The sequence below is a fragment of the Mesorhizobium sp. B2-1-3A genome, from assembly GCF_006442655.1.
GTDB lineage: Bacteria > Pseudomonadota > Alphaproteobacteria > Rhizobiales > Rhizobiaceae > Mesorhizobium.
Genome location: NZ_VFWK01000003.1, coordinates 491,657 through 507,320 on the forward strand (window position 1 = coordinate 491,657; position 15,664 = coordinate 507,320).

At 63.9% G+C, this 15,664-nt stretch carries 16 protein-coding genes; 12 read left to right on the plus strand and 4 right to left on the minus strand.

Annotation, left to right across the window (positions count from 1 at the left end; translation table 11 throughout):
• Window positions 1–34 precede the first annotated feature (34 nt).
• From FJ977_RS13670 to FJ977_RS13680, 3 genes are all read right to left on the minus strand, one after another.
• Window positions 35–571, minus strand: a complete 537-nt coding sequence (locus FJ977_RS13670; protein ID WP_140772120.1) for a copper chaperone PCu(A)C — start codon at window positions 569–571, stop codon at window positions 35–37.
• A gap of 96 nt (window positions 572–667) precedes the next feature.
• Window positions 668–1,024: a DUF2946 family protein gene (locus FJ977_RS13675; RefSeq protein WP_140772799.1), complete on the minus strand. Its 357-nt coding sequence runs from the start codon at window positions 1,022–1,024 to the stop codon at window positions 668–670.
• 257 nt (window positions 1,025–1,281) lie between these two features.
• Window positions 1,282–2,184: a GntR family transcriptional regulator gene (locus tag FJ977_RS13680; protein ID WP_140772122.1), complete on the minus strand. Its 903-nt coding sequence runs from the start codon at window positions 2,182–2,184 to the stop codon at window positions 1,282–1,284.
• Between the two features lie 253 nt (window positions 2,185–2,437).
• Here FJ977_RS13680 and FJ977_RS13685 point away from each other — a divergent pair, with 253 nt between their 5' ends.
• The 6 genes from FJ977_RS13685 (at window position 2,438) to FJ977_RS13710 (ending at window position 10,219) form a co-directional block, all read left to right on the plus strand.
• Window positions 2,438–3,943 carry an altronate dehydratase family protein gene (locus FJ977_RS13685; RefSeq protein WP_140772124.1) on the plus strand — a complete coding sequence of 502 codons (1,506 nt, stop codon included), beginning with the start codon at window positions 2,438–2,440 and terminating at the stop codon, window positions 3,941–3,943.
• 123 nt (window positions 3,944–4,066) lie between these two features.
• Entirely contained in the window at window positions 4,067–5,065 is a 999-nt protein-coding gene (locus FJ977_RS13690; protein WP_140772126.1) for an aldo/keto reductase, read from the plus strand.
• Window positions 5,066–5,394: 329 nt separating this feature from the next.
• Entirely contained in the window at window positions 5,395–6,390 is a 996-nt protein-coding gene (locus FJ977_RS13695) for an ABC transporter substrate-binding protein (RefSeq protein WP_056577892.1), read from the plus strand.
• A 167-nt stretch (window positions 6,391–6,557) separates the two neighbouring features.
• The gene (locus tag FJ977_RS13700) at window positions 6,558–8,111 is read left to right on the plus strand and encodes a sugar ABC transporter ATP-binding protein (RefSeq protein WP_140772128.1); all 1,554 of its coding nucleotides are present in this window, start codon (window positions 6,558–6,560) and stop codon (window positions 8,109–8,111) included.
• A complete protein-coding gene (locus FJ977_RS13705) occupies window positions 8,108–9,076 on the plus strand; it encodes an ABC transporter permease (RefSeq protein WP_056577896.1) in 969 nt (322 codons plus the stop codon). Before FJ977_RS13700 ends, FJ977_RS13705 begins: the two co-directional genes overlap by 4 nt.
• 123 nt (window positions 9,077–9,199) lie before the next feature.
• Window positions 9,200–10,219: a zinc-binding alcohol dehydrogenase family protein gene (locus FJ977_RS13710; protein WP_140772129.1), complete on the plus strand. Its 1,020-nt coding sequence runs from the start codon at window positions 9,200–9,202 to the stop codon at window positions 10,217–10,219.
• 289 nt (window positions 10,220–10,508) lie between these two features.
• Here the strand turns inward: FJ977_RS13710 and phnF are convergent, their stop codons facing one another.
• Window positions 10,509–11,258 carry a phosphonate metabolism transcriptional regulator PhnF gene (gene phnF, locus FJ977_RS13715; RefSeq protein WP_140772131.1) on the minus strand — a complete coding sequence of 250 codons (750 nt, stop codon included), beginning with the start codon at window positions 11,256–11,258 and terminating at the stop codon, window positions 10,509–10,511.
• Window positions 11,259–11,379: 121 nt separating this feature from the next.
• Between phnF and phnG the strand changes: the two genes are divergently transcribed.
• Genes phnG through phnK form a run of 6 tightly spaced genes read left to right on the plus strand, consistent with a single transcriptional unit; the run spans window position 11,380 to window position 15,651 of the window.
• Entirely contained in the window at window positions 11,380–11,841 is a 462-nt protein-coding gene (gene phnG, locus FJ977_RS13720; protein WP_140772133.1) for a phosphonate C-P lyase system protein PhnG, read from the plus strand.
• Entirely contained in the window at window positions 11,841–12,452 is a 612-nt protein-coding gene (gene phnH / locus FJ977_RS13725; RefSeq protein WP_140772135.1) for a phosphonate C-P lyase system protein PhnH, read from the plus strand. Before phnG ends, phnH begins: the two co-directional genes overlap by 1 nt.
• 1 nt (window position 12,453) lies before the next feature.
• Window positions 12,454–13,566, plus strand: a complete 1,113-nt coding sequence (locus FJ977_RS13730) for a carbon-phosphorus lyase complex subunit PhnI (protein WP_140772137.1) — start codon at window positions 12,454–12,456, stop codon at window positions 13,564–13,566.
• Window positions 13,563–13,982: a FosX/FosE/FosI family fosfomycin resistance hydrolase gene (gene fosX / locus FJ977_RS13735; RefSeq protein ID WP_140772139.1), complete on the plus strand. Its 420-nt coding sequence runs from the start codon at window positions 13,563–13,565 to the stop codon at window positions 13,980–13,982. Before FJ977_RS13730 ends, fosX begins: the two co-directional genes overlap by 4 nt.
• A complete protein-coding gene (locus tag FJ977_RS13740) occupies window positions 13,979–14,878 on the plus strand; it encodes an alpha-D-ribose 1-methylphosphonate 5-phosphate C-P-lyase PhnJ (protein ID WP_140772141.1) in 900 nt (299 codons plus the stop codon). The genes fosX and FJ977_RS13740 overlap by 4 nt, the downstream gene beginning before the upstream one ends.
• A complete protein-coding gene (gene phnK / locus FJ977_RS13745; RefSeq protein WP_140772143.1) occupies window positions 14,875–15,651 on the plus strand; it encodes a phosphonate C-P lyase system protein PhnK in 777 nt (258 codons plus the stop codon). Before FJ977_RS13740 ends, phnK begins: the two co-directional genes overlap by 4 nt.
• Window positions 15,652–15,664: the final 13 nt, after the last annotated feature.

The following is a 15,664-nucleotide window of genomic DNA, read 5'->3' on the forward strand; positions in this document are numbered from 1 at the left end:
GTCCCTCTGATTTCAAAATTCTGGAATTGGCCAGTCAATTGGCGTGGTCGTCCATACCGCCGCCCATGCCCTCCACGGCGAACTCGATATTGACCGTGCCGGCCTTCTCGAAGGTCAGCGTGGCGGCGAATTTCTCGCCTTGCTTGGGTTGCCGCTTCAGGCCGATGAACATCAGGTGATAGCCGCCCGGCGCCAGAGCCACCTTGCCGCCGGCGGGGACATCCAGGCCGCCGGTAACCGGTCGCATGGTCATGACGCCGTCCTTGACGCCCATCTCATGCAGTTCGGCCTTGTCCGAAATGTCGGAGGAAATCGACACGAGCCGGTCCGGCGCGCTGCCATTGTTGATGATGGTGAAATAGCCGCCGGCCACCTTGGCGCCCGCCGGCGTGGCGCGCGACCAGGGATGCTCGATTTCGAGATCGCCGACCTTGAACTCATGCGCCAGGACTGACTGGGCGCCGACGAACATGATCGCAAAAGCCAGCGCGACACGGCCGAGATGCTCCCGGAAACGAGATAGAGTGCGGCTGAACAGAGTGCCCGCCGCTATGGGGGAAAAATGGGACATGGTTGCTCCATGAAGTGATGATCGCGCCGTCGCCGGTCGCGAGCCGTTTAATCTTTGGATGGGTGCGCCCGCGAAAGGTTCCGCCGGGCAAGCAGCTCAGGCCGCCAGCGGCGGCGCGCGCGGGTTCGACGGCGAGCGTTCGCGCGCCAAGTCGAGATGAATGCTCGCCGGAAAGACGAAGGCGACCGCTTCAAAGGACAGGCTGCCCAGGGCCAGCCCGGCATTGGCAGGCGGCGCGAAGGCCGATGAAAACATGCCGCAGCCAAGCGAGCAGCAGGCTGGCAGATGGGACGGGTGCTGGTCGCCGCCGGGGAGCTGGGTGGCACCGTCGCGGGTACAGATGACGTTGCCGAAAGCATCGAGCTGCGCGGCATTCGGGCCGGTGCCGAAGGCGAACGCGCCGAGCGTCGACTGGAGCAGCAGCAGACAGGCCGCAACAAGCGCGGCCGGCATGCTCCAGCGTCTCGCCTTCTTGCTCAAATGACTTGCCTGTTCAAACCATCTGCCTCTTCAAGCAGTCCTCGTAAGGATACCTATCACGCAACCGGCGACCGGAAAATCGCCAATTCGAGGCTGCGGCAACGCAGCACGACTGATCCATGTCGCCCAAAGCATGCCCTCGGGCCCGACCCGGGGGTGCGCAGCGGCATTGGGACAATGACACGCATAAAACAGAAATTCGAGCCGCGATGCTGCCTCCCCAACGCGGCTCAGGGTTTTTGCGGCAAACGGCTTTCGGGAATCGAGGTCAGCAATGTCTGGCGCGCCGACTTCAGGTGCTTGCGGCAGGCGGCGTCGACCTTGCCGAGGTCGCGCGACTTGAGCGCCTCGATATAGGCAAGATGCTCACCGACCGCGACTTCATTGCGCTCGCGCTCCTGCGCCTTGTTCCACTGGTAATGGTAATGGAAGATCATGGCGATGACGTCGTAGAAATCGACGATGAAGCGGTTGCGCGAGGCGCGGTGGATCAGCCGGTGGAAGCGCTCGTCCAGTTCCGAAAACTCGTTGAAGCGCGTGGCGATCTCGCGTGCCAGCTGGCGATGTTCGTCCTCCAGGCGGTCGAGATCTGCCCAGACCGGGCTGTCCTGCGGCAAAGCCGCGAAGGCAGCAGCCGAGCGCAGCTCGAACATTTCGCGAATTTCGGTCAGCTCCAGCGCGAAGGCCCGCGTAAAGCCCTTCAGCACCCAATGGCTGTTGCGGCGCTTCTCGATGAGGCCGAAGCGCGAGAAGCGGATCAGGAACTCGCGCACGCTGGTCGTGCCGACGCCGATCTCGCGCGCCAGTTCGAGCTCGTTGATCTGCATGCCGGCTTCGGCGCCGCCGGCGAGCAGCCGCCGCATGAACGATCGCTCGATGATCTCGGCCAGCGTGTCGGTCTCTTCCTCGGGGAAGAAATCGCCGGGTCCGGGGTCCCGCAGCACCGTCTTGGCGCGCTTGTTCCAGGCGATCAGCCCGGTTTCCTCCATGCGTGCCAGGATGCTTCGCACGGTGGTGCGGCTGACCCCGAGCAGCGCGCCCAGTTCCGGCTCCGACGGCAGGCTGCGCGTCTCGTCAAGCAGCCTGAGGCACCTGTTGTAGGCGTCCTTGTAGACGTTGTTGCTCTTCGACATCCCCTGACCCATTCATGCCGGCGCTTGCGGCGGTCGGCTTGAAGCGCAATATGACGTTCCCATGACCCTGAAAAGCAGGAATCGCTTTCGCCGGGTCCGGTCCATTGTTTGCGGCGCCACCATTTGCCCAGGAGCACCCAATACCGCCGCGAAAAAACAATTGACGCAAAACTGTTTTTTCACGATAAAAGACATTAACTCTTAACAGGCGCGTGTCAATCCGCGCATCCCAGGATCACCCAGGAAACCGCCCGTGAACGTGTCGAACACCATCCTTCTGTCCCCCGCCGACAATGTCGCCGTAGCCAATGGCCGCATCGAGATCGGCACCGTCCTGCCGGGCGGCGCGCTTGCCACCGCCGTCATCGAGCCCGGCCACAAGGTCGCGATCAAGCCTATTGCCGCCGGTGAAGCCGTGGTGAAATATGCCCAGGCGATCGGCCGCGCCACGCAGGACATCGCGCCCGGCGAGCATGTCCATTCGCACAATCTGGTTTTCGAGGCTGGCCGTTTGCCGGTGGTGCCGCCGAGCGAGGCCGAGCACGCGACCGAGGCCGATCGCGCTCGCACCTTCATGGGCTACCGCCGCGCCGACGGCCGCGCCGGCACGCGAAACTTCATCGGCATCATCGCCAGCGTCAATTGTTCGGCCACAGTCTGCCATTCGATCGCCGACACGGCCAACCGGACCTTGCTGCCGAAATATCCAGGCATCGACGGCTTCGTGCCAATCGTCCACGGCCAGGGCTGCGGCATGAGCGGCACCGGCGACGGCATGATGGTGCTGCACCGCACGCTCGCCGGTTATGCCCGCCACCCGAATTTCGGCGGCGTGCTGATGGTCGGCCTCGGCTGCGAGGTCAACCAGCTCACCCTTTACGGCCAGAAGGGCGTCGCCGCCGGCAAACGCCACTTCAACATCCAGGACGCCGGCGGATCGCGCAAATCGGTGGAAAAGGCGATGGGCGTGCTGGCCGAGATCGCCGAGGAAGTCGGCCAGTTGAAGCGCGAGCCGATCCCGGTCAGCGAGATCGTCGTCGGCCTGCAATGCGGCGGCTCCGACGGCATGTCGGGCATCACGGCCAATCCGGCGCTGGGTGCTGCGGTGGACATACTGGCCGGCGTCGGCGGCATCGGCATCCTCTCCGAAACCACGGAAATCTACGGCGCCGAGCATCTGCTCGCCTATCGCGCGGCGACGCCAGAAATCGCCAAGAAGCTCGATGGCTATGTGAAGTGGTGGGAAGATCATGTCGCCAAGCATGGCGCCTCGATCGACAACAACCCTTCGCCGGGCAACAAGCGCGGCGGCCTCACCACCATCTTGGAAAAGTCGCTGGGCGCGGTCGCCAAGGGGGGCCAGACGCCGCTCAACGGCGTGTTCGGCTATGCCGAAAAGGTCACCGGCAACGGGCTGGTGTTCATGGACACTCCCGGCTACGACCCGGTCTCGGCCACCGGCCAGGTCGCGGGTGGCGCCAATGTCATCGTCTTCACCACCGGTCGCGGTTCGTGCTTCGGCTGCCGGCCGACGCCTTCGATCAAGGTCGCCACCAACTCCACCATGTATCACCAGATGGAAGAGGACATGGACGTCAATTGCGGCGTCATCGCCTCGGGCGAAAAGACCATCGCCGGCATGGGCCGCGAAATCTTCGAACTGATCGTCGAGACGGCTTCGGGCCGCAAGACCAAGAGCGAGGATTTTGGCTATGGCGACAACGAGTTCGTGCCCTGGCATCTCGGCGCGACGCTCTAACTCTTTGTTTCTGCGCAATTCCCAAGGAAAACCGCTACACACTTTTCCTGGAATTGCTCAGCATTCACCTGACATGTGGTAGACTGCCGGGCGGGACAGCGGCCGGCAACGGGGAGGGTTTGCATGGAAAAACGCCGCATCGGCCAGACGGCGCTCGAGGTCACAGAGGTCAGCTTCGGCGGCGCCGCGATCGGCGGCCTCTACCGCACCTGCTCACGCGAGGCGGCGATGGAGACGCTGCAAGGCGCCTGGGAGGCCGGCCTGCGTTATTTCGATACCGCACCCTTCTATGGTTTCGGCCTGTCGGAGCGACGCTTCGGCGATTTCCTGCGCTACAAGCCGCGCGATTCCTACGTGCTGTCCACCAAGGTCGGACGCCTGTTCCGCCCGGTGCCTGAAGACCAGGTGCCCGATCACTCCTATGTCGATCCACTGCCGTTCGCGCTCGACTACGACTACTCCTATGACGGCATCATGCGGTCGGTCGACTTCAGCTACGCACGGCTTGGCCTGAACAAGATCGATATCCTGTATGTGCACGACATCGGCGTCTACACGCATGGCGTAGAGAAGACAAAACTGCACTTTCGCCAGCTGATGGACGGCGGGCTCAAGGCGCTCGAGGACCTGAAGCGGGCCGGCACGATTTCCGCTTATGGGCTCGGCGTCAACGAAGTCCAGATCTGCCTTGACGTGATGCGCCGGGCGCCGCTCGACTGCATCCTGCTCGCGAGCCGCTATTCCCTGCTCGACCGCAGCGCGGAAGCCGAATTGCTGCCGCTGTGCCTGAAGCAACAGACGTCGCTGGTGATCGGTGGCGTTTTCAACTCCGGCATATTGGCGACCGGACCGGTGCAGGGCGCGCATTTCGATTACCAGCCCGCGAGCCGCGATGTGCTCGACCGGGTCGATGCCATGGAGAAGATCGCCGGCGAAGGCGGTTATCCGCTGGCGGCCGCCGCCTTCCAGTTTCCCTTGCACGAGCCGACGGTCGCCACCGTGCTGACCGGGACCGCAAAACTTGCGAACCTGACCCGCAACCTCGAACTGCTCGACATCGACGTGCCGCAGACGGAATATCAGAAATATCGTCCCTACACGGTGGTGCAGGGCCTGGCGTGACGCCAGCATCCATCGGCCTTGACGGGAGGGGCTCGACTTCACAAATCCGCGACCCCGAAGAAAGAATGAATGTTCCATATTGACTAACACATGGAATTAATATTCCATGTGTTAGTGGAACGGAACGGGAGCGTTGGCCGCGTCCAGGGAGGAGCGGCATGAGTCTGTGCCTGCCATGGGAGGTCGGGTGCGAAACACCGCTTGCATCGTCCAGATCGATGCACTATCAAAACATCGTAAATGTTTTTTATTGATAAAGTTCTGTTTGGGCCGCGCCTATCCGAACGGAGCTTCCGTAACGTTCACCGGGCGACTTAGGGAGGAATCCTATGAAATTCGTGACCAGCATTCTCAACCGCCGTGCCGTGATGGCGATGGCAGCAGCTTCGATGCTCGCCGGCGTCATGCATTCGGCGCCGGTTTCGGCGGCGGACGTGACCATTCCGATCATCGTCAAGGACACCACGTCCTTCTACTGGCAGATCGTGCTCGCCGGTGCCCGCAAGGCCGGCAAGGATCTCGGCGTCAACGTGCCGGAACTCGGCGCCCAGGCTGAAACCGACGTCAACGGCCAGATCTCCATCCTCGAGAACGCCGTCGCCGGCAACCCGGCCGCAGTCGTCATCGCGCCGACCGAAGCCAAGGCGCTCGGCAAGCCGATCGACGAGGCCGCAAGCAAGGTCAAGGTCATCGGCATCGACTCCAGCGCCGACTCCAAGGCCTTCACCTCGTTCCTGACCACCGACAACGTCCAGGGCGGCCGCGTCGCCGCGGACGGTCTTGCGGCGGCCATCGGCGCGGCCAATGGCGGCAAGGTCGAAGGCAAGGTTGCCCTGATCACCGCACTGCCCGGCGCCGGCTCGCTCGAGCAGCGCGCCCAGGGCTTCAAGGAACAGCTCAAGGCCAAGTATCCCGGCCTCGAACTGGTCGCCGACAAATATGCCGACGGTCAGGCCACCACCGGCCTCAACATCGCGACCGACCTGATCACCGCCAATCCCGACCTGAAGGGTATCTTCGCCTCCAACCTGATCATGGCGCAGGGCGTCGGCCAGGCGATCGCCGAGAACAAGCTTGCCGGCAAGGTCGGATTGATCGGCTTCGACAGCGACGAGAAGCTGATCAAGTTCCTGAATGACGGTGTCATTTCCGGCCTCGTCGTCCAGGATCCCTACCGGATGGGCTATGACGGTATCAAGACCGCGCTCGCCGCTTCCAAAGGCGAGAAGGTCGAGGCCAATGTCGACACCGGCGCCAACCTCGTCACCAAGGCCAACATGAAGGATCCCAAGATCGACGCGCTGCTCAACCCGAAGCTCAACTGAGCCTCGGCGCAGCCGCACGGTTTCCGGGGCCTCGTGCCCCGGAAACAACAGCCATATCGCTTGGAAATCCGCCAGCCTGGGCTAGGCTGCTCCGGCGGGCGTTTTAAGAGCCTTGCCGCGCACCGGATTGTGAGACCAATCTGGGAGGCCAATCTGGGAGGATTGTCATGACATCGACGGCGCAAGACCTGCATCCTGCCCCCGTGCTGGAGCCTGGCAGGACGATCCTCGAACTGCGCGGCCTGGAGAAGAAATATCCCGGCACCCACGCGCTGAAGCCGGTGACGCTGGCCTTCAAGGCAGGCGAAATCCACGCCATCGTCGGCGAGAACGGCGCCGGCAAATCCACACTGATCAAGCTCCTGACCGGCGTCATGCCGCGCACCTCCGGCGAGGTCGTCTGGGAAGGCAAGCCTGCCGCGCTGGCGACCCCGCATGAAGCGATGGCGCTCGGCATCAACGCCGTGCACCAGGAAGTCGTGCTCTGCCGGCATTTGACGGTCGCCGCCAACATGTTCCTCGGCGAGGAGAATTCGCGCTTCGGCATCCTGCAGCAGCGCGCCATGGTCAAGGAAGCGCAGAAGATCATCGACGATCTCGGCTTCGACCTGCCGGCGCATGTCGTGCTCGGCGACCTCACCATCGGCCAGCAGCAGTTGATCGCCGCCGCCCGCGCCACCGTGCGCGGCACCAAATTCCTGATCTTCGATGAGCCGACCGCCTACCTCACCCGCAAGGAGGCTGACCAGCTCTTCACCCTGATCCGCCGGCTGAAGTCCGAAGGCGTGACCATCATCTACATCAGCCACCGCATGGAGGAAGTGTTCGAGCTGGCCGATCGCGTCTCCGTGCTGCGTGACGGCACGCTGGTCGGCACCAGGAACATCAGTGAGACCAACGACGCCGAACTGGTCAAGCTGATGATCAACCGCTCGATCGAGCAGGTCTATCACAAGGAACATTTCACCCCCGGCGCCGCGATCGTCGAGGCCAGGAACCTGTCGGGCAAGGGCTTCGAAAATGTCTCGATGACGGTCCGCGCCGGCGAGATCGTCGGGCTCTACGGGCTGATCGGCGCCGGACGCAGCGAGTTCGTCACCACGCTCTACGGCCGCCACCGCAAATCGGCCGGCGAGATTTTGTGGGAAGGCAAGCCGGTTCAGATCAACTCCGAGCATGACGCCATCAAGCTCGGCATGGCGCTGGCGCCGGAAAGCCGCCGCGACCAGGGCCTTTGCCTCAACCTGCCAGTCGGCCTCAATCTCAACCTGCCGATCTACAAGCGCATCTCCAACAACCTGCTGATCTCCGGCGCGCAGGAAAAGACCCAGGCCGACCGCCAGATCGCCGATCTGCGCATCAAGACGCCGACACGCAATGCGCTGGCCTCCAGCCTGTCCGGCGGCAACCAGCAGAAGATCGTCATCGGCAAATGGCTGGCGCATGGCGCCAAGCTGTTCATCTTCGACGAGCCGACGGTCGGCGTCGATGTCGGCACCAAGGCCGAAATCTACCGCCTGTTCGGCGCGCTCCTGTCGAAGGGCGCCGGCATCATCCTGATCTCGTCCTATCTGCCGGAAGTCTATGAACTGGCCGACACGCTGCATGTGTTCCGCCGCGGCAAACTGGTGGCGACACATGGGTTCCGCACCGCCGATCACGAGGAAATTCTGACACAGGCGCTCGCCGAGAAACAAGAAAAGCTGGGAGGAAAGATATGAGCACCGAGGCGATTCCTGCCGAAAAACCCAAGCGCAATTACAACGCCCTGTTCGGGCTGACGCTGCTGGCGCTGCTGGTACTGCTCTGGGTCATCCTGTCGCTGTCGACATCGAGCTTCGCCTCGGCCAACAACATCTCGAACCTTCTGCGTCAGGGTTCGATGATCGCCATCCTGGCGGTCGGCCAGACCTTCGTCATCATAACCGGCGGCATCGATCTGTCCGTCGGTGCCGTGGTCGGTTTTGCCACCGTCATCGCCGCGATGCTGATCAATGCCGGCATACCGGTTTTCCTGGCCATCCTGATCACGCTGCTGGTCGGCGTCGCCATCGGCCTGTTCCATGGCTTCGGCATCGTCAAGATGGGGCTGCCGCCCTTCATCATCACGCTGGCGACGCTGACCTCACTGCGCGGCATCGGCCTTTTGATGACCAACGGCAATTCGATCTCCATCAACAACGATGCCTTCCAGGAATTCTCGCGCAACTCCTTCCTCGGCGTCCCCAATTTGTTCTGGATGGTGATCCTGGTCGGCATTCCGGCCTACATCTTCCTGCATCACAGCCGCTGGGGCCGCTATCTCTTCTCGGTCGGCTCCAACGCCGAGGCCTCGCGCCTGTCCGGCGTTAACGTCCAGCGCACCATCTACATGGCCTATACGCTGTCGGGCCTCTGCGCGGCCTTTGTCGGCGTGCTCTTGGCCTCGCGCATCGGCATCGGCAACCCGACCCAGGCCGAAGGCTGGGAGTTGCAGGCGATCGCGTCCTCGGTGATCGGCGGCACCTCGCTGTTCGGCGCGGTCGGCTCGGTGCACGGCCCGCTGCTCGGCGCCTTCATTCTCGCCACCATCAACAACGGCGCCAACCTGCTCAACGTCAACGCCTTCTGGCAGCGCATCATCACCGGCGCGCTGATCATCGTCATCGTGTATTTCGACGGTCTGCGCCGCCGCGGCGGTAAATAGCAACAAACCGAAAGCGATCGCCGGCCTGTCTGAAGCATTCCAGGAAAGTGTGAAACGGTTTTCCGCGCGGAATTGCGTCAATCGTTTCAGGCCGGCGATTTCATTGGAGACTGGATTGAAAACATGAAAGCCGTCGTCTGCCGCTCGCCCGGCGAACTCGTCCTGGAAGACCGTCCCCAGCCTGGCGCGCCGCCTGCCGGCTGGGCGCTGGTCGGGGTCAGCCATGTCGGCATCTGCGGCACCGACTACCACATCTTCGAGGGCAAGCACCCCTTCCTCGCCTACCCCCGCATCATGGGCCATGAGGTGTCGGGAACCATCGTCGAGACCGGCGAGGGCGTCGACCTTGCCATTGGCGAACCGGTCGTCATCAACCCCTATCTCTCCTGCGGCAAGTGCATCGCCTGCCGGCACGGCAAGCCGAATTGCTGTGTCAGGATCGAGGTGCTCGGCGTCCACCGCGACGGCGCCATGTGCGAACGCATTCTTGTCCCGGCGCAGAATCTCTATCCGGCCGATGGCCTGTCGCTGGCCGACGCCGCCGCCGTCGAATTCCTGGCCATCGGCGCGCATGCCGTGCGGCGCGCCCGCGCCGATCCCGGTGCCCGCACGCTGGTTATTGGCGCCGGCCCGATCGGGCTCGGCACCGCCATCTTCGCCCGCATCGCCGAGCTTGATGTGACCCTGCTCGACATGAGCAGCGAAAGGCTCGCCTTCGCCGCAACCGAACTCGGCTTCAAGACCCTCGATGGCTCGCGCGGCGCGGTGCCCGATCTGGTCAGGGAAGCGACATCAGGCGAAGGCTTCGACATGGTCTTCGACGCCACCGGCAACACCCAATCAGTGCAGTCGGCCTTCGCCCATGTCGCCCACGGCGGCACGCTGGTGCTGGTCAGCGTCGTCAAGGACGACATCGTCTTTTCCGACCCTGAATTTCACAAGCGTGAAATGACGCTGATCGGCAGCCGCAACGCTTTGCGCGCCGACTTCGATCATGTCGCTGCCTCGATCCGCAACGGTGCCGTGCCATTGGCCAAGCTCGTCACACACCGCACCACACTAGACGGCACGCCGCGCGACCTCGCCCGCTGGGCGCATGAGAAATCCGGCCTGATCAAGGCTGTGATCGAGGTGGTGTCGTAATACGGCAAGCGGTGAACCCGGCCCGAATTGAGGACGCGCAGTGCAGTCGACCCCCACTCCGTCTCGGCTTCGCCGAGCCACCTCTCCCCCGATCGACGGGGTAGAGGAAGGGCACTAACCTATTGCAGCCACCGCTACTCCAGCGATGCGCCCTTCCTTTCCCTCCGGAGGGGGGAAAGGTGGCGCTGCGAAGCAGCGACGGATTGGCGGAAGCCGATCCTCGAACGAGCAGCCGCCGACAGTTAGGCACGACCGGGCTGGTCACGGTCTCGTAAAAGGCCGGCATTCCCTACAGCGCCGACAGCTTCAACTCCACCCTCTCGGCCGGAAACCGCGATTCGGAGAACTGGATCGGCTGGCCGTCCGGCGTGACGTTGACGGCCACCGTGACCAGCACGATGGCGCCGGGCTGCAGGTCCAGGTCGGCAAGATCGGCGGCATCGGCATGGCGCGCTGACAGCACGGTCGATTGCCGGAGATAATCGTCTATCCCGAAACGAGCCAGAGAGGCCGTGACAGACCCGGTCTCGGCCATCGCCTTGTCGATCCCGGTGAAGCGTCTGGCATCGAACCAGCCGGCAGCACGCGACACAGGCCGTCCGTCGGCTTCACCGCGTGTCTCGAGCCTGATCACCTCGGCACCCCTGGCCAACCCAAGGCCCTCGGCGACACGCTGACTTGCGGGCTCGATCGATGAAGCGAGCAACACGATATGCCGTTCCGATGTCTGCCCTTGCAGGCCTGTTGAAAAGCGTGTGCGCGCGCCGATCGGATAGGACAGCCGTTTGCGCGACAAGACGAAGGTGCCGCGCCCCTGCTCGGCCCGCAGCACCCCTTCCTGCACGAGCGCCGATATGGCGCTGCGCACCGTGTGACGGTTGACGCCATAGCGCTCGGCGAGCGCCACCTCCGGCGGCAGCGCGGCATTCTCGGCGAAATCCCCGATGGCGATCGCCTGCAGGATCCTGTCGGCGATCTGGCGCCACAGCGAGACGCCGCTGCGCCGTTCGATACTGTCGGCTTCCTGTCGTCCGGTCATGAATTTGCCCCCGCCTTCCATCGGCTGTCATCCACGCGTCATGGACTCGCGTTAGGTAATATGTATAATTTGTATAGTTGTCTATATCAATAGACAAATTTGGCAAAGAGGAATTCTGCTGATGCGAGGACAGGAAGCCCGCGACCAGGCCGAACGCAAGGCCGCCATGGCGACTTTGGCGCAGTCGAGCGGCGACGACATCGTCCGGCTCTGGAACGAGGCTGGCCTGCCTTCGCAAGCCGAACTGCTGCGTGGTCCCGAGACCGGGCTCGTGACGCTGCGCGGTCGTATCGGCGGCGGCGGCGCGCCATTCAATGTCGGCGAGGCGACCGTCACCCGCGCCACCGTCCGTTTGCCGTCCGGTCAGGTCGGCCATTGCTACGCGCTTGGTCGCGACAAGCAGAAGGCAAAGCTGGCGGCAATAGCCGACGCGCTGTGGCAGGACCCTGCCAGCCGCGCCGAAGTCGAGACCAGGCTGATCGCGCCTCTGAGGTCGGCGCTTGCCGCCGCCAACGAAAAACGCCGCGCCGAGACGGCGGCAACGAAGGTGGATTTCTTCACCATGGTTCGCGGAGAAGACTGATGGATATCGCAGCACAATCGATCGAGGGCGGCTTCGCCGATCCGGTCTTCAACGCCCAGACCGTGTTCCGCGCAATCATGGACGCGATGGCACGGCCAGGCAGCGTACAGCCCTTGCCTGTCCTGGCCCGTCCGCCGGCGCCGCTCTCGGCAACGTCAGGCGCGGTGGCACTGGCGCTGTGCGACAACGACACGCCGCTATGGCTCGACCCGGCCCTGCACACCTCCTCCGCGATCGGCTCCTGGCTTGGTTTCCATACCGGCGCGCCGATGGCCAACACGCCGGCCGACGCGCATTTCGCGTTTATCGCAACACCGGCCGAGATGATGGCGCTCGACGGTTTTGCGCAAGGCACGCAGGATTACCCCGACAGATCGACCACGCTGATCCTCCAGGTCAGCGACCTCGTATCAGGTGCGCCGCTCTTGCTTGAAGGCCCCGGCATCGAAACCAGCGCCGTGATCGCGCCGGCGCAGATGCCGCGTCATTTCATCGAGCAGTGGAAGCAGAACAACAAGCGCTTTCCGCGCGGTGTCGACGTCATCCTCGCCACATCGCAAGGCATAGCCTGCCTTCCGCGCACGACACGTATCAAGACGATGGAGGCGTAAGATGTATGTCGCGGTAAAAGGCGGCGAGGCCGCAATCGCCAATGCCCACAGCCTTCTCGCCGACCGCCGGCGCGGCGACCGTTCGGTGCCCGCGCTGCGCCTCGACCAGATCGTCGAGCAGCTGTCGCTCGGCGTCGATCGGGTGATGAGCGAAGGCTCGCTCTATGACCGTGAACTGGCGGCACTCGCCATCGTCCAGGCGCGCGGCGACATGATCGAGGCGATCTTCCTGGTGCGCGCCTATCGCACCACGCTACCCCGCTTCGGCTATTCCAGACCGATCGACACCGGCGCCATGCGGGTCGAACGGCGTGTGTCGGCAACCTACAAGGACTTGCCCGGCGGCCAGTTGCTTGGCCCGACCTTCGACTACACCCACCGGCTGCTCGATCCCGAGCTTGCCGCCGGCGCCGATGTCGCCGAACCGTTGCAGCGCGAGACTGAAGTGCAGGCCATGCCGCGCGTCTCGGCGATCCTCGCCCGCGAGGGCCTGATCGAACCGGATGGCGAGATGCCGCAGGATCATGTCCCTGGCGACATCACCCGCGAGCCTCTGGAATTCCCGATGGCGCGCGACATCCGCCTGCAGGCCCTGTCGCGCGGTGACGAAGGTTTCTTGCTGGCGCTCGGCTATTCCACCCAGCGCGGCTACGCCCGCAACCATCCCTTCGTCGGCGAAATCCGCATCGGCGAGGTCGAGCTGGAACTCGACATTCCCGAACTGCCCTTCGCCGCCCCGCTCGGTACGGTGCGGGTCACCGAATGCCAGATGGTCAATCAGTTCAAGGGATCGGCCAAGGCACCGCCGCAATTCACCCGCGGCTACGGCCTCGTCTTCGGCCAGAGCGAGCGCAAGGCGATGGCCATGGCGCTGTGTGACCGAGCACTGCGTGCCTCCGAGCTCGGCGAGGACATTGTCGCCGCCGCCCAGGACGAGGAGTTCGTCATCTCGCACTCCGACAATGTCCAGGCGACCGGTTTCGTCGAGCATCTGAAGCTGCCGCACTATGTCGACTTCCAGGCCGAACTCGACCTCGTGCGCCGCATGCGCGCCGAGTACGAGGCCCGGGAGCACCCCACAAAGGTGGAAGAAAAGCGGGAGGCCGCGGAATGATCGAAGGCCTGTCCCACATGACCTTCATCGTCCGCGATCTCGACCGGATGAGCGCCATCCTCGAGGGCATCTTCGACGCGCGCGAGGTCTATGCCAGCGACGCCGAACAGTTCTCGCTGTCGCGCGAAAAATTCTTCCTGATCGGCGACATCTGGATCGCCATCATGCAAGGCGAGGCACTGCCGGAGCGCAGCTACAACCACATCGCCTTCAAGATCGACGACGCCGATTTCGACCGCTACGCCGAGCGCATCGCCAGGCTGGGCCTCGACATGCGCCCGCCGCGTCCGCGCGTCGAGGGTGAAGGCCGCTCGATCTATTTCTACGACGACGACAATCACATGTTCGAACTGCACACCGGCACGCTTGCGGACCGCCTGGAGCGCTATGCCAAGGGATTGGAGGCAGCATCATGACCGACATCGCCACCTACAACTTCGCCTATCTCGACGAGCAGACCAAGCGGATGATCCGCCGGGCGATCCTCAAGGGCATCGCCATCCCCGGCTATCAGGTGCCGTTCGCTTCGCGCGAAATGCCGATGCCCTATGGCTGGGGTACCGGCGGCGTCCAGGTCACCGCCTCGATCATCGGCCCAGATGATGTGCTGAAGGTCATCGACCAGGGTGCCGACGACACCACCAACGCGGTCTCGATCCGCGCCTTCTTCAAGAAGGTCGCCAATGTCGCGGTGACCGCCGATACCGCCAGCGCCACCATCATCCAGACCCGCCACCGCATCCCCGAGCATCCGCTGACCGCGGGCCAGGTGCTGGTCTACCAGGTGCCGATCCCCGAGCCGCTGCGCTTCCTCGAACCGCGCGAAACGGAAACGCGGAAAATGCATGCGCTGGAGGAGTACGGCCTCATGCATGTGAAGCTTTACGAGGACATCGCCAAGCACGGCCGCATCGCCACCACCTATGCCTATCCGGTGAAGGTCGAAGGCCGCTATGTGATGGACCCCTCGCCGACGCCGAAATTCGACAATCCCAAGATGCACCGCTCGCCTGCCCTGCAGCTGTTCGGCGCCGGCCGCGAAAAGCGCATCTACGCGGTGCCGCCCTTCACCGAGGTCGTCAGCCTCGACTTCGAGGATCACCCCTTCGAGGTGCAGACCTTCGACCAGCCCTGCGCACTGTGCGCCGCCGAGAATGTCTATCTCGACGAAGTCATCCTCGATGACCATGGCGGCCACATGTTCGTCTGCTCCGACACCGACCACTGCGAGAAGCGGCGAGCCGACGGCCATCGCGGCCACCTTGCCCCCGATGCCCATCATGCCTCGGAAAAAATGGAGCCGGCACAATGACCGACGAACCGTTGCTGCGCGTCTCCGCGCTCTCCAAATTCTACGGTTCGCGCGTCGGCTGCGACAACGTCTCCTTCGACCTGTGGCCCGGTGAAGTCCTGGCTGTCGTCGGCGAATCCGGCTCCGGCAAGACGACGCTGCTCAACTGTCTGTCGACGCGGCTGCTGCCGTCCTCCGGCACCGCCAGCTACCGCATGCGTGACGGCCAGTTCCGTGAGCTCTACCGCATGAGCGAGGCCGAACGCCGCTTCCTGATGCGCACCGACTGGGGCTTCGTCCACCAGAACCCGGCCGATGGCCTGCGTATGACGGTATCGGCCGGCGCCAATGTCGGCGAACGGCTGATGGCGGTCGGCGACCGCCACTACGGCAAGATCCGCGCCACGGCCGTCGATTGGCTGTCGCGCGTCGAGATCGAGCAGGACCGCATCGACGACGAGCCCCGCGCCTTTTCCGGCGGCATGCGCCAGCGCCTGCAGATCGCCCGCAACCTCGTCACCGGGCCACGGCTGGTGTTCATGGATGAGCCGACCGGCGGCCTCGACGTCTCGGTGCAGGCGCGCCTGCTTGATCTGCTGCGCGGACTGGTCAACGATCTTGGCCTGGCGGCCATCGTCGTCACCCACGACCTTGCCGTCGCACGTCTTCTGTCGCAGCGCATGATGGTGATGAAGGACGGCCGCGTCGTCGAAAGCGGACTCACCGACCGCGTCCTCGACGATCCCCGCGCCCCTTACACGCAGCTTCTCGTTTCCTCGATTTTGCAGGTGTAGCCGCATGATCCCG

Bases quoted from the DNA above. Each gene is read 5' to 3' on its own strand.
- FJ977_RS13670 (WP_140772120.1), bottom strand. From the start codon at position 571: ATGTCCCATTTTTCCCCCATAGCGGCGGGCACTCTGTTCAGCCGCACT.
- FJ977_RS13705 (WP_056577896.1), top strand. From the start codon at position 8,108: ATGAGCACCGAGGCGATTCCTGCCGAAAAACCCAAGCGCAATTACAAC.
- phnF (WP_140772131.1), bottom strand. From the start codon at position 11,258: ATGACCGGACGACAGGAAGCCGACAGTATCGAACGGCGCAGCGGCGTC.
- fosX (WP_140772139.1), top strand. From the start codon at position 13,563: ATGATCGAAGGCCTGTCCCACATGACCTTCATCGTCCGCGATCTCGAC.
- FJ977_RS13675 (WP_140772799.1), bottom strand. From the start codon at position 1,024: ATGCCGGCCGCGCTTGTTGCGGCCTGTCTGCTGCTGCTCCAGTCGACG.
- FJ977_RS13695 (WP_056577892.1), top strand. From the start codon at position 5,395: ATGAAATTCGTGACCAGCATTCTCAACCGCCGTGCCGTGATGGCGATG.
- FJ977_RS13680 (WP_140772122.1), bottom strand. From the start codon at position 2,184: ATGTCGAAGAGCAACAACGTCTACAAGGACGCCTACAACAGGTGCCTC.
- FJ977_RS13740 (WP_140772141.1), top strand. From the start codon at position 13,979: ATGACCGACATCGCCACCTACAACTTCGCCTATCTCGACGAGCAGACC.
- FJ977_RS13730 (WP_140772137.1), top strand. From the start codon at position 12,454: ATGTATGTCGCGGTAAAAGGCGGCGAGGCCGCAATCGCCAATGCCCAC.
- phnK (WP_140772143.1), top strand. From the start codon at position 14,875: ATGACCGACGAACCGTTGCTGCGCGTCTCCGCGCTCTCCAAATTCTAC.
- phnH (WP_140772135.1), top strand. From the start codon at position 11,841: ATGGATATCGCAGCACAATCGATCGAGGGCGGCTTCGCCGATCCGGTC.
- FJ977_RS13690 (WP_140772126.1), top strand. From the start codon at position 4,067: ATGGAAAAACGCCGCATCGGCCAGACGGCGCTCGAGGTCACAGAGGTC.
- FJ977_RS13710 (WP_140772129.1), top strand. From the start codon at position 9,200: ATGAAAGCCGTCGTCTGCCGCTCGCCCGGCGAACTCGTCCTGGAAGAC.
- phnG (WP_140772133.1), top strand. From the start codon at position 11,380: ATGCGAGGACAGGAAGCCCGCGACCAGGCCGAACGCAAGGCCGCCATG.
- FJ977_RS13700 (WP_140772128.1), top strand. From the start codon at position 6,558: ATGACATCGACGGCGCAAGACCTGCATCCTGCCCCCGTGCTGGAGCCT.